General features: G+C 44.1%; 16 protein-coding genes. 3 read left to right on the plus strand and 13 right to left on the minus strand.

Annotation, left to right across the window (positions count from 1 at the left end):
- Window positions 1–48: 48 nt before the first annotated feature.
- The 3 genes from LKD70_RS11710 to LKD70_RS11720 all read right to left on the minus strand — a co-directional run bounded on the left by LKD70_RS11710 (window position 49) and on the right by LKD70_RS11720 (window position 2,327).
- Window positions 49–1,377 carry a VapE domain-containing protein gene (locus tag LKD70_RS11710; protein ID WP_407690964.1) on the minus strand — a complete coding sequence of 443 codons (1,329 nt, stop codon included), beginning with the start codon at window positions 1,375–1,377 and terminating at the stop codon, window positions 49–51.
- A complete protein-coding gene (locus tag LKD70_RS11715) occupies window positions 1,346–1,969 on the minus strand; it encodes a CHC2 zinc finger domain-containing protein (RefSeq protein WP_227708213.1) in 624 nt (207 codons plus the stop codon). Before LKD70_RS11715 ends, LKD70_RS11710 begins: the two co-directional genes overlap by 32 nt.
- A 109-nt stretch (window positions 1,970–2,078) precedes the next feature.
- The gene (locus LKD70_RS11720) at window positions 2,079–2,327 is read right to left on the minus strand and encodes a hypothetical protein (RefSeq protein ID WP_070087366.1); all 249 of its coding nucleotides are present in this window, start codon (window positions 2,325–2,327) and stop codon (window positions 2,079–2,081) included.
- Between the two features lie 208 nt (window positions 2,328–2,535).
- On the opposite strand from LKD70_RS11720, the gene LKD70_RS11725 reads away from it, so the two are divergent.
- Window positions 2,536–3,126 carry a helix-turn-helix domain-containing protein gene (locus LKD70_RS11725; protein WP_227708214.1) on the plus strand — a complete coding sequence of 197 codons (591 nt, stop codon included), beginning with the start codon at window positions 2,536–2,538 and terminating at the stop codon, window positions 3,124–3,126.
- 29 nt (window positions 3,127–3,155) lie between these two features.
- The gene (locus LKD70_RS11730; RefSeq protein ID WP_227708215.1) at window positions 3,156–4,217 is read left to right on the plus strand and encodes a tyrosine-type recombinase/integrase; all 1,062 of its coding nucleotides are present in this window, start codon (window positions 3,156–3,158) and stop codon (window positions 4,215–4,217) included.
- A gap of 299 nt (window positions 4,218–4,516) precedes the next feature.
- On the opposite strand, the gene LKD70_RS11735 is transcribed toward LKD70_RS11730, so the two are convergent.
- The 9 genes from LKD70_RS11735 to LKD70_RS18645 form a co-directional block, all read right to left on the minus strand.
- A complete protein-coding gene (locus LKD70_RS11735; protein ID WP_002576318.1) occupies window positions 4,517–5,728 on the minus strand; it encodes a tyrosine-type recombinase/integrase in 1,212 nt (403 codons plus the stop codon).
- 145 nt (window positions 5,729–5,873) lie between these two features.
- Window positions 5,874–7,085: a tyrosine-type recombinase/integrase gene (locus LKD70_RS11740; protein ID WP_002576319.1), complete on the minus strand. Its 1,212-nt coding sequence runs from the start codon at window positions 7,083–7,085 to the stop codon at window positions 5,874–5,876.
- Between the two features lie 84 nt (window positions 7,086–7,169).
- Window positions 7,170–7,400, minus strand: a complete 231-nt coding sequence (locus LKD70_RS11745) for a hypothetical protein (protein WP_002576320.1) — start codon at window positions 7,398–7,400, stop codon at window positions 7,170–7,172.
- A gap of 476 nt (window positions 7,401–7,876) precedes the next feature.
- On the minus strand, window positions 7,877–8,347 hold the full coding sequence (locus tag LKD70_RS11750; RefSeq protein WP_002576321.1) for an RNA polymerase subunit sigma-73: 471 nt from the start codon (window positions 8,345–8,347) through the stop codon (window positions 7,877–7,879).
- A 167-nt stretch (window positions 8,348–8,514) separates the two neighbouring features.
- The gene (gene bcrD, locus LKD70_RS11755; protein ID WP_002576322.1) at window positions 8,515–9,342 is read right to left on the minus strand and encodes a bacitracin resistance undecaprenyl-diphosphatase BcrD; all 828 of its coding nucleotides are present in this window, start codon (window positions 9,340–9,342) and stop codon (window positions 8,515–8,517) included.
- Window positions 9,342–10,091 (minus strand): ABC transporter permease, encoded by a 750-nt coding sequence (locus tag LKD70_RS11760; protein WP_002576323.1) that lies wholly within the window; start codon window positions 10,089–10,091, stop codon window positions 9,342–9,344. Before LKD70_RS11760 ends, bcrD begins: the two co-directional genes overlap by 1 nt.
- Window positions 10,084–11,001, minus strand: coding sequence for a bacitracin ABC transporter ATP-binding protein BcrA (bcrA, locus tag LKD70_RS11765; protein ID WP_002576324.1), 918 nt, complete (start codon window positions 10,999–11,001; stop codon window positions 10,084–10,086). Before bcrA ends, LKD70_RS11760 begins: the two co-directional genes overlap by 8 nt.
- Before the next feature lie 180 nt (window positions 11,002–11,181).
- Window positions 11,182–11,802 (minus strand): bacitracin resistance transcriptional activator BcrR, encoded by a 621-nt coding sequence (bcrR, locus tag LKD70_RS11770; RefSeq protein WP_087166405.1) that lies wholly within the window; start codon window positions 11,800–11,802, stop codon window positions 11,182–11,184.
- Entirely contained in the window at window positions 11,792–11,989 is a 198-nt protein-coding gene (locus LKD70_RS18645) for a helix-turn-helix domain-containing protein (RefSeq protein WP_009246557.1), read from the minus strand. The genes bcrR and LKD70_RS18645 overlap by 11 nt, the downstream gene beginning before the upstream one ends.
- A 159-nt stretch (window positions 11,990–12,148) precedes the next feature.
- Between LKD70_RS18645 and LKD70_RS11780 the strand changes: the two genes are divergently transcribed.
- Complete coding sequence (locus LKD70_RS11780) at window positions 12,149–12,508, plus strand: helix-turn-helix domain-containing protein (protein WP_425330774.1); 360 nt, start codon at window positions 12,149–12,151, stop codon at window positions 12,506–12,508.
- An 80-nt stretch (window positions 12,509–12,588) separates the two neighbouring features.
- Here LKD70_RS11780 and LKD70_RS11785 read toward each other — a convergent pair whose 3' ends face one another.
- Window positions 12,589–12,885: a hypothetical protein gene (locus LKD70_RS11785; RefSeq protein ID WP_002576327.1), complete on the minus strand. Its 297-nt coding sequence runs from the start codon at window positions 12,883–12,885 to the stop codon at window positions 12,589–12,591.
- Window positions 12,886–13,084 lie beyond the last annotated feature (199 nt).

The raw sequence follows: 13,084 nt of genomic DNA on the forward strand, positions 1-13,084 counted from the left end.
TAAACAAACTTTTGTAAACAAGGCTCAAAACATTTTAAAAGTTATCTTTCATTCAAAGGGCAGCTCTGTATTTTCATCTATATTTATAAAGCCGTCCCCGTCTTTTTTCGGATGGATCCGTTTCCAGGAACGCTGAGTTCCAAGGCTTCCCGGGAACCGGTGTGTCCCGTGTTTTTCCCATCCGATGATCTCATTATCCATCAGGTCGCCAATCTCTTTGGACTGCCATTTCGGCACCATCCCTTCATGGTGGAACACTTCCTGATAAATGATGGTAGAACATACATAGTCTTCCTCATAACGGTCCAGGAACGCCTGGATCATGCCCGTCTGGGTATCTTCCGGCATAAACTCTTTCTGGAGTGCTTTCACATAATCTTCCATATCCGGCGAGAATGTGAGGGAAAAATCTCCGCTTCGGTATATCTCCATGGCTTCCGCCCATGCCTGCAGGATGTATTCCCTGGACTCTTTCTCATTACTGTAAATGGTCGTTTCTGCTTTTTCCGGGCATACTCTGACCGGTCCGAACCGGCGGTTTCCTGTCCTGTCAAAGGGCAGGAATGCAAGATCATTGGAAGTTCCGCAGAATACACACTGCCGGTACCGGTCTTCTGCCCGCCTCTCATAGGGGATCCGGTAGGTATCCTTCTGTCTGCTCAGGAATGATTTTGTTTCCTCAATACTCCTGGCATTGGCCACCGCATTCATTTCTGACATTTCTACAATCCAGTGTCCCTGCAGATATTCATAAACCCTCTTATCATCCAGCCGTTTCACATCATCGGTAAACCACTCATCCCGGATCGCCAGATATTTGAAAAATGTAGATTTCCCGGTTCCCTGTCCGCCCACCAGACAGAGCATGATATCATATTTCTTCCCCGGGTCATACAGACGGCTGATGGCCGCAAGCATATGCATTTTCATAATCTCACCGGAATATTCCGGATCAGACGCCCCGAAGAAATGGGTAAGCATGTTGCGGATCCTCGGCGTTCCGTCCCAGGTCAGACTTTCCAGCAGATTAATAATGGGATGGAAGCTGTTATCGTTTGCCACAATATCCACCGCCTTGGCGATCACCCTGTCACTGGTCAGTCCGTAATTCTTTTCCAGATAAAGGGACAGATTGTTCATATCCGTATCCGTCATCTGGACGCCCCGGCGTTTCCATGGAACCTTTTTCATAATGTCGATCTGGCAGGTCATTTCATTTCTGCAAATTGCTCCCTGCAGATACGGATCATGTTCCAGCGCATATTTACAGTTTTGGATGGACTGACGGATCTTTCCTTTCTCTGTCACGTCCAGGTTCTCCCGTATCTCCCCCTGGGTCAGCATTTCATCCTCTGCAATACGCTCTAATTTCCGCATGGACTCCTCGCTGATATCGTTCCACATGCTGCTCAATCTCCGCCACCTCCTTCCGTTTACAGATAAAGAATTCTGCAATTTCTTCTCCGCTTCCAGTCAGAAGAATATCCAGATAATCATTGATCTTCCTCTCGTTTTCCAACGCCTCCAGAAATTGTTCCTGCTCAAAGGCGTCCGGTTCCGATCCATAGAACCGTTTCCAAAACCGGATCCATGACAGATAATCAATCAGAATTTTTACCGCATGCCGGTGCCAGTCTGTCATCTTCTCTTTGACAGAAACCGGATTCCTGTTTCTGTATTTTTTTCGTCTTTCCCAACGTTTCTCTGCTGTCAACGGCAGCTGAAAATCCGCAATCAGTTTTCTGGCCGCTTCGTAAGGCGACAGACCGAACAGACCGGCAGTCAGCCCGATCACATCTCCTTTTGCTCCGCAGGCAAAACAATAATAATTAGTATCAATTTTCATGCTGGGATGATGATCGTCATGAAACGGACAGCATGCCATCTGGTTCCTGCCGACCCGGATCCCGTACTGCTCCGCCGCCTGCCTTGCGGTAACGTATGATTTTACTTCCTGAAATATATTCACTTATAACCTCCTCTGCTGAAATTTTTCATTGTATCTCGCAGAGGTATTTGCTATACTTGAGTTGCTAGGTCAGAGTGTAGCAATACCTCTGGAGAATTTGCCCGTGCGATTATGCATGGGCTTTTTCTTTTGTCACATCCCGGAAGTATCCGGTTTCTTCCCAGACTTTACGGTCCGGGCAGTAATAACTGAATTCGCTGGCGTCCCCCACTTTCATCGCCACACCGAACTTGACGACACCCTGCTGGATGGCAAGCCTCACATAATGAGGATCTTTTCCCATTGCCCGGGCGATCTCTTTGATCGGAACATTTCTGCCTGTAAACGGCGGCAGCTCCACATACATTTTCTTTTCCATTATCTTCACCTCCTTCCGGATTCGATATCCGTATTTTTAGTGCACTTTTCCTCTTGCTATTTCCTTTCTCTACACGTGAACCGCACTATTAGTTCGTATTTTATTATACGCATTAAAATAGCGTGCGTCAAGATGTTTTTCTAAAAATCCGCACTTGTAATTCGTATTTTAATGTGGTAAGATGAACGAAAGAGAGGTGAATTCAATCATGAAACATGATACGAAACAGATCGGACTGAGAATCCGGACTGCCCGAAAACAAAAAGGCATGAATCAGACGCAGCTGGCAGCCGCACTTGGCAAATCTCTCCGCACAATCCAGAAATACGAAAGCGGAGAGATTGAAGTGTCGCTCGCCATGATCAACGAACTTGCCGGGGTACTGGACACCACTTCTACTTATCTGACCGGCTATGACACGCAGGAGAAGCCGCTGACCAATATGGCAGACGTCATGCAGTTTCTCTTCCAGCTGGATCAGATCCGGGAGCTCGGCTTCCGGATTGATGTGAAGCGTCCGCCGGAACACGACCGCTGGGAGTGCTCCATTACCTTCAACGGCAAAGACCTGTCGTCCTCCGAAAATGCAGATATGTGTTTATTCCTGGAAGAATTCAGGGAAAACAGAGAGGAATATGCTGCATATGGCCATTCTGCCAGTTCCTATCAGGACTGGAAAGACAAGACACTGGCCTACTATGCAGCTGTCCCGTTATCCGAAAGGGAAACGGAAGAACTGACAGAGGAAGAGCGCATCAGCCGCCGGAACGCCTTTTTAAAGGAGCAGTTCAGATCATAAGTCCTTCAAAGGAAAGGAGCAATGACTGAATGAAATTACCAAACGGCTACGGAAGTGTAGTGAAATTATCCGGAAAACGGAGAAAACCATATATGGTCCGCAAGACAACGGGATACCGGATCGATCCCGTAAAAGAAAAGAAGATTGCAGAATATATTATCATCGGCTATGCCCGGACAAAATCCGAAGGGCTGGAGATGCTGGCTGATTATAATCATAATCCTTATGATACGAAAGCCGCAAAAATGACTTTTTCCGAGGTGTACGAAGAATGGTCAAAGAAGAAATATCCGACCGTATCTGAAAGCAATGTAAAAGGATACACAGCCTCCTACAAGGCCTGTACCCTCCTTTACCACCGGGTTTTCAAAGACCTGAAACTGGCGGATCTTCAGCAGGTGATCGATACCTGCGGCAAAAATTATCCGACACTGAAGAAAGTAAAGATCCTGTTTAACCAGCTGTACGGATTTGCCCTGAAGAATGATATCTGCAACAAAGATTATTCCACCTACGTGGATATCGCGCAGTACAAAGACCGGAACCCGAACAAACACAGCAGGAACAAATTTCCCAGGGAAGAGATCGACAGAATCTGGACCATGCAGGATGATAAGTATTACCAGATTGTCCTCATGCTGCTCTATAACGGCACCCGGATTTCCGAATTCCTGTCCCTGAAAAAAGTAAATGTACACCTGGATGAGCAGTATTTTGATGTGATCGACAGCAAAACAGAAAACGGTATCCGGAAAGTGCCCATTGCCGACAAGCTGCTCCCGTTCTACCGGAACTGGTACAACTCCTGCCCGGAATGTGAATATCTTCTCCATACAGAAGACGGAAAACCGTTCAAGTATCGCAACTACTTTGACAGTTACTGGACACCCCTGATGGAGCAGATCGGTATCCAGCGGACACCGCACTGCACCCGCCACACCTGTATCTCCATGCTGTCCGAAGCCAGTGTGCAGGAAACGGTCATCAAGAAAATTGTGGGGCATTCCGGAGCCATGACACTGACCGAAAAGGTCTACACCCATCTGGATGTACGGATCCTGATTGACGCCATAAACAGGACTCTTGAGTAAAGATATTTTTGTTGCAAACGTGTTACAAACGCGCTGCTAATCCGGTGATTTTCACCCGGTTTCCCCCCGTTTCACCGCGTTTCCAGGGTAAAAAGAAAAACCCCGGAAACGTGATGTTTCCAGGGTTTGCCTGCAATTTCAATAACTGTTCGGTTATCTCTTGGAGAACTGAGGCGCGCGACGGGCAGCCTTGAGGCCGTATTTCAATCGTCTGAGCGATGATTTTCCTTGATATTCCGGGCTTTTTTGAGCCTCGGCCCCTCGGTTGTCCTATTCCTTAACCAAAAAACAGGCCACTTTTACGAGGGGACAGCTTGATGAAATGCAGAATTTACTACATCGAATAGCTGTTCTGGTTTATTATACTTTACTCTTGCATAGATGTCCATAGTTGTCTTGCTGTTCTCATGTCCGGCAAGGTACTGGACCGTCTTGGGGTCAACACCTGCATACAGAAGATTGGTGATGTAGGTATGCCGCAGCAGGTGCGGTGTCACATCGAAGTCCAGGCTATACACAATGTTGGGATTGTTTTTCTGATGTCCTCCCAGACTCGGCTGAACAGTGTACTTGATGCTCTGTCCGTTCACATACTTATAATAGGTACGCTCCTTGGTAGACCGAACAACGATGTACTGCCAGACACGTTTGAACTGCGAATATGACAAGGGCTGTCCCTCACTATCGGCAATCACATATTCCGATTTGGAGGCAGCCTTGGCTTCCCGCAGACAATTCACAAGGCATTTGGGAATGGGAATATCCCTTCTTGCTGCTTTCGTCTTAAGCGTTGTAGAGATAACCGGTCTGTTATGCTCTGATCGCCATGCGCGCCGCACAGAGATATATGGAGTGGGTGCATCGAGGAACACACAATCCCATTGCAAGGCGAGAGCTTCTTCTCGGCGCAGACCGGCATATAAGCCGATCATGGTAAACAGATACGGCGGAAGTCCTTTGACGGTTTCCAGCAGCACTTCCACCTGCTGGTCTGTCAGCGAATCTTTCTTTTGGGTCGGTTTCCCTCCTTTTGCCGAAATCCCCTCACACGGATTGTATTCCAGCAACTGGCTCCGCTCTGCCGAGTAAAAAATGCACTTGAGGAGCATATTCACCGTATTGTGCAGGCTCTCGGACTTATTGGACAATGGGATCAGCGCCAGACGAATATCATCCGCTGTTACTTCCTCCATATACATATCTCCCAAAGGCTTGATAATGTAGTTCTTCATATTGGAGGCGTAGCCCTTCAGTGTAGCCGGCGACACTTTTGCGGATTGCATCAACAGCCACTTCTCACAATACTCGGCCACAGTAGGATGCTCCCGGTGGAAGATGATCTCCGCTACCTGGCGTCTCGCCTCCTGCTCTTTATCGTACAGTTCCTCGCAGGTAGTCCCATACAAGCTCACCTGCTTGCCGTCTGCGTCCAGAATCCGGGTTCTGTAATACAGGACACCCTTTCGTGTGACGGTTCCATATTGAGGTATGTTTTTTTTCTTCTTTGCCATAATTAATTTCCTTTCTCGCGTGGTGATGTATCTACACCTCCTTTTTATCAGAGATTTCAAATTGAATCAAAGATACGGCCAAGGAAAAACTAAGAGCGAGACATCCTTGTCTCGCTCTTACTTCATTTTCTGAATTGTTCGGAACTTACACAGCGTCCCATAAGTCAAAGGCACAGCCCATTGCTTTGACAAGATCATCCGGCCTGTTGTATTTGACCTTTGCGTAAATGTCCATCGTGATTTTGCTGCTTTCATGGCCCGCCAAATATTGTACCGTTTTGGGGTCCACCGAAGAATGAATCAGATTGGTGATGTAGGTGTGCCGCAGCTGATGCGGTGTCACTTCAAAATCCAGGCTATATACCACATGGCCGTTATTCCTGGCTTTTTCTCCAAGTTTCGGGTAAAGCATATATTTTACATACTTTCCGTCCACAAGTTTTCTGGCCATTCTCGGCTTTGCAGTCCGCGTCACAATATACTGCCACAGCCGCTTAAACTGTGTATAGGATAGCGGATCACCGTCCCGATTGGCAATCACATAATCCGAAGTGGATTTTTTCTTTGCATCTTTCAGACATTCAACCAGACAGACCGGGAGAGGAATGTTTCTTTGTGCCGCTTTGGTCTTTAGCTCGGTAAGAATGACCGGCCTGTTATGTTCTGTGTGCCATGCCCGCCGTACCGTTAAGTACGGAGCCTCTGCATCCAGATACACAGAATCCCATTGCAGCGCCAGGATTTCTTCCCGGCGCAGACCGGCATATAAACCGATCATCACAAATACATAGGGCGGCAAATCCCGGATCGTGTCCAAAAGCCGCTCAACCTGTTCATCCGTCAATGCCTGTCTTTCTTCCTGGGGAACTCCTCCCTTTGCATCCAGGTATATGGTCGGGTCCTCGTCAATCACATGGCTCTCCTTGGCCGCCCGGAAAATGGACTTGCAGAGAATCACCACAGACTTATAAACCGAAGCCGACTTCTTGGAAACAGGTACGAGGGCAAGTTGGATGTCATCCAGGGATACATCAGCCATTCTCTTGTCTCCCAGCCCTCCAATAATGTGCCGCCGCACCTTAGAGGTATAATCTGTCAAGGTGGTGGCCCGAACATGGACGGACTGCATCAGCAGCCACTTCTCACAGTACTCAGCAACCGTAGGCGATCTTCGACGAAACGTAGTACTGTCAATCTGCTCTAACGCCTCCAGTTCCTTGTCATAAAGCTTTTCGGGCGTCTTTGCATAAAGCGCCACTCTGTTTCCATCCGAATCTTCGACTCTGGTTCTATAATATTCAATGCCGTTAAGCACGACCGTACCATATTGAGGAATTGCCCTTTTTCTTTTTGCCAATTCCGTCACCTCCTAAGAATAATGTCCAGCGCTGTACCTTTGTTTTATCAGACATATTAGGTTCCAGCAAGGATACGGAACAGCTCAAGCTCGGACACTTCGCAGCTTGCGGTATGTAGCGCTTTTTTCCACTGGCTTTGCACGATGGGTGCATTTTGCGATATACTCCTGAAGGCCAGCATCTGTAAAGTACACGCAACCATTTTGCACATACTGAACATAGGAAATTAGCCCACTGTTTCGAGCTGCATCCAAAGTGGCAATGCTAATCCCCAGTAATTTGGCAGCCTCTTTCCGCGAAATCAATTTTTCCATAGGTGGTCCCCCTTTCTGTCAAAGATGTGGTTGTTGCTTTCAAAATCACATGAATGCGCTGGCAACCGAAGCTGCCAGCGCATGGTATCTGACTTTGAAAAATTTACTCGCCACATTTGCCACGCACCCCTGGCGATGGGGACATTCCGGTCTCCGCTGGCGCGGCTGTCATAACTCCACAGCGTCGTTTTACTCGTGCGCCGCAGAGTTCCCCCCAAGTCTTTAGGAGGCCGTGAGGAAGTATCTTTAACCCCTATGCAGTCATCGCGCCCTGAAATGCCACTTTCGGGTATCAGGCTGACGTGGATCGCTCGGAACAGTCCTATTCATCACCTCCTGGGGCTGTCCATCTTCGCGGCGTGCCTGATTCGCTCGTACATAGGTTATGTACCGGAAATGCCGTCTATGAAATTGTCAAGCTCCACATTGGGAGAATGTTCTTCCCTCAATGGGTAGGCACTGATACGCTTCATTTGTTAAGTGTTATTCAAAAATTTTTTTATTTTTTTAAATCTTTGTGCAACAGCACTTCTGGAACAATGCCAAAGACGTGCTACATCAATTTGACGATAACCATCCACAAAAAGTAATGTCAATAGCTCCAAATCTTTCTTCGACAGCTTCTTCAATCTCAACAGTAGTTGTTCGTTTTCCACCGAAGCCAACCATCCATATCGCGTTTGATCAATCTTATCAACATCCCATTGATAAGATAACGATGCAAACTTTCGGAACAGCTGTGATTGACCACATACTTCATCATATTGTTCACAAGGTATTGGTTGCGTATGGTTTTGAAAAACCCTTTGACTGCAAAACCATGCCCAGTCATATTCTTTCATGGCAGCAATCTGTTCTTCGCTCATCCCTGCATCACAATACTCAACTTCTAAACGCTTCCATCTACTATCAAACTTCTTTTTCTCATATCCATAATTAAATCCCATTATTAACCTCCTGTAGATTCAATTTGCAAAATTCACCATGCAAACTAAAATCAGGAGGAGATCGACAACGAGAATCTCTGGGTTGTTTTCCATCCCCAGAAACAAAAATGCCAGCTGATCTTAAGGACCAACTGGCATTTTTATTCGCGCACAAAGAAAACGCATTATTAAGATTTTATAAGTACAACAAGTATACCAAGCACAATTCGATACCAACCAAACACCTTAAAATCATGTTTTTTGATAAAGTTCATTAGGAATTTAATTACTAAGACAGATACCGCAAATGCCACAGCCATACCGAGAACAAGAGCGAGCAGTTCTGCACTTGTAAATTCAAACCCGAATTTTAACAGCTTAAAAGCACTTGCTCCAAGCATAGTAGGTACTGCGAGGAAAAAAGTAAACTCTGCTGCTGCCACTCGTGAAACTCCTATGAGTAAAGCACCTATAATCGTTGCTCCCGACCGTGATGTGCCGGGTATAAGTGATAACACTTGAAATGCCCCTATCAAGATTGCTGTTTTATAGCTGATGTCAGAAAGTGCCATAGTAGTAGGAGTACGCTTTTTATTCCAATTTTCTATGAGAATGAATAACAAACCATAAAAGATTAACATGATTGAAATCACAATGGGGGTTTGGAGGTAAGCATCCAAATAATCATCAAATAGAATCCCCATAATAGCTGACGGTACACAAGCTACCGCAACCTTGAACCACAACGAGAAAGTATCCTTTTTAACAATTGACTGTGCTTTGTTCTTAAATTGAAAGGGAAACATCTTGTTCCAAAACATTACAACCACTGCGAGTATAGCTCCAAGTTGAATAACAACAAAAAACATTTCTTTAAATGCTTCGCTCATATTAAGTGTGATAAATTCGTCCACAAGAATCATATGTCCTGTGCTGCTGATAGGTAGCCACTCAGTAATACCCTCAACAATTCCAAGAAAAATAACTTTTAAAATTTCTATAAAATCAAGTACCATTATTTCAAATCCTCCTTTTTAAAATGATGAAAGGTCATAAGAAAACCAACTGCTGATACAAGAATAATAATAGATACAGACAGCAGTGTAGGATAGCCGGTACTCTGAAGTTTACCCTGCACCAAGAAATAGGTGGCTGTCCACGGATACAACGCTCCCCATTCTTGATTTGAAAGTGCGGCACTTCCCATGACAATCACGGCAGAGCCAATCATCGGGGCGACAAATCCTTTTGTTTTCATAGCAACAAACACAAAAGGAGAAACTGTTAAAAACATCAGGATACTGCCAAACAAAAACTTGGGGAGCCATACTATTGCCACTAGTAAGCTATATCCCTCCAATGTAAAGACAGCGTCATATAGCCCACAAACGATAAATATACCTGCCCATGTTACAAGGGTTAGCATAACAATCCAAAGAAGCAGGGTGCAAAATTTTCCAATTAATAGTTTTGTCCTTGAAATGGGTATGGGCAATATGGTTTTGAGGGTGCTTTCTGTGTACTCTCTGCTAAACAAGTAAGCTGCAATTGCCACATATATCATAATGTTTACCAGCAGCATGATATACAGTACACTGTCGCTGTATATGTCAGACAAGGTAAAGATAATCTCCGGCTTATCAAAATGTGTTTGCAAGGCTTCTATTAACATCAAAAGTGGGGTAGATAATACCCCTGCCACACTAATTAGCACCATTTTTGAACGCTTTAGTTTTAATAATTCACAAGAAATAAGATTAAGCAATACCGCCACCTCCAATCAGTTTAGAAAAGTAGTCCTCTAAGTTTTCCTCACTATCATTTATCCTTGTCACGAGCAGTCCATTTCGTGCAAATTCTCGATTGATTTCTCCAACACTTTGGCTAAAGTCATAAATTCTCACCGTACCGTCCTGCACTGTAAAATCCGTCATGTGGTAGTGGTTTTCTAAAATCTTTCCGGCTATCTCACTGTCAGATAAATCAAATTGAATGTATTTTCGATTCCTTTTGTGAAGCTCGGATATATTCACTTCCTCTACTAAATGCCCCTCGTGCATAACGCCGATAATATCTGCTATCTGTTCAATCTCGCTTAAAACATGGCTTGAGATAAAAATGGTAATGCCATGATTGTGACTAAGTTCAGATAAAAATGAGCGTATTTCAACTATTCCAATGGGGTCAAGTCCGTTAATCGGTTCGTCAAGTATTAAAAGCTCCGGCTCGTGCATAATGGCGGCGGCAATACCAAGCCGTTGCTTCATTCCGAGGGAATAATCGGAAAAGACTTTTCTTTTCTCCTTATGCAGCCCCACAACTTCAAGAGCTTTTTCTACTCCACTTTTAGATACTCCCCCTCGCAGTTTAGCGAGAATTTGCAAATTCTCATACCCTGTTAAATTACTGTAAAATCCCGGTGTTTCGATAATAGAGCCTACTTTGCTATAAAGGGTATGGATATTTTCCTTATAGTTTGTGCCAAACAAGCGTACCGTTCCCTCCGTTGGGAAAGCAAGCTGCAACATCATTTTCATTGCTGTGGTTTTGCCTGCTCCGTTTCTGCCGAGCAAGCCATAAATTTTGCCCTTTGGCACATGAAGATTTACCTTATCGACAACGGTGGCTGTTCCGTATCGCTTCGTAAGATTTTCTGTTTCAATGATATAATCCATATTTGATTCTCCTTTCCGTGGGTTGCTGTTCTTGTTTTCGCTGACCACAATCTTATTATCCACGAGTATTGCATAGAAGCCAAGAAATCTACCGTCACAATGCCGACACAATAGATGTCAGCACGAAAAAAGCTCCGACACTTATCGTGTCAGAGCCTATTTTAAAGGGTTTATGGCATTTTACTTTGTTTGGGTTTGCTTTATCCAGACAAATATTTTAGCAACAAATAGCAGAAACATAAGGGCGGTTACATAGGGTTGTCTTGCCGCAGCGAAGAAGCAGATAAAAAGCGTACTCAGCACGAGAGAGCATTTTGTGATTATGTTGCTCCATGATTCCTTTTCAAAACAAACACACATCAGTTTCGCTATCCCAAGTGCAATCAAAACAATAAAAACAATCCAATAGATTGCAAGATATATTGGGGTAGTGTCTGTAAATGAAAGTAGATTGACAGAATAAATATATCCGTCAACAAGGTTACCGTTACCATACAACGGCAAAAGTATAAAAGTAACCGCCATCATATCTAATATTCCATAAATGAAACTGTAAATTTTTTTCAAGTTGGAACGATTTTCAGTTTCGGCAAGTGTAATCAGTTCTTCGCCCGATAGCAGTTCATCTATGGTCACAGAAAAGAATTTAGAAATACACTTGAGCGACTCAATGTTAGGGTAACCCTTGCCGCTTTCCCATTTTGAAATGGCTGTTCTTGATACATATAATTGCTCCGCAAGTTGTTCCTGCGTTAAGTTCTTTCCAGTCCTAAGCTGTTGTAGCTTTTCATTAAATTCCATGATTCTCCTCCTGTTTGTTCCTTGTTTTCATACGTCCATCAACGGGTTTTTCTGCATCTTTTGGTATCATCCATGCACGACCAAATTTTTCAGTTCCGTCAATGCGATTTTCCTCACATAATTTTTGTATCCGTCTTTCCGATATGCCCCATTTTTCAGAAGCGGCTTTCACAGAAATGTAATTCATAATATCAACTTCCTTTCGCAAAGAGTATATAATTATTATATACGGAATGACGAATAATAGCAAGTTTCTCTCCACTAATACGAAATTATACACTACTAAACATAAAATCATACTTCGTTCAAATATCATCACCCGAAATGTACAATGATATAGGATGATATTAAAATGTACCAAGATGAAAGAAAACTTGATTTTAAGCCGTTAGGTATAGCGATAAAAAAAGCTCGGGAAGCAAAAGGGTGGACACAGGAATATCTTGCCCAACTGGTAGACCTTACGCCACGCTCTATTATGTATATAGAGAACAGGGGGCAGCACCCAAGGCTTAACAAATTTTATCTCATTACTACCTTGCTTGACATCTCTGTAGACCAGTTCTTTTTTCCATGCAATGAAGATGGCGACAACAATCGCCGCAAACAAGTTGATGTACTGTTGAATGATATGGAAGAAAAGGAGCTTATCGTGATGGAAGCTACGGCTCAAGGCTTGAAAAAGGCAAGAGAAACTGCGGAATAATTAACGCTGTTTTCGTAAGCCAAGCCAACTGAAAAAAGTGCGACACCTACACAGGCTATCGCACTTTTTAGGTTATTTTTTTATTCTCCACACAAATCATAAAGCTGTTCACATCGGTTTTGAATATCTAAGATTTCTGTTTCGGTTAAACTCCTGCGGTTATGAGTAAGTTGTTGCTCTAAAAAATCACGATAGCCATCAAGTAAGGCATCCCGTAAAAGCTCGGGGGCTTTGCAATGTTCCACACCAAACCATTGCTCATCTTTTTCATCCCAAATCATAACGGTGTATCCTCGCTTAGTGTTCACCACCTCCAAAACACTATCTTTATTTAGGTAATCGTTGAATACTTCTAAAACCTTTTCAAAGGTCATCATTTTATCAGCCCTTTCATATTTTAGGTGCTTATATGTAAGTAGTTTATATACTTATTACGACTATGATAATAAAAGTAAATCATCGTGTAAAGGATACGGATATTGTTTGCGAACAAAAGTGGCAAGCAATGCCGGTGTTAATACACTCGGCCCACAGAGGGAAAAATCCTGACGTGATTTCCCCCTCTGCTTTGCTTGT

Origin of the sequence: Ruminococcus turbiniformis (assembly GCF_020687545.1) — a bacterium.
Lineage (GTDB): Bacteria > Bacillota > Clostridia > Lachnospirales > Lachnospiraceae > Mediterraneibacter > Mediterraneibacter turbiniformis.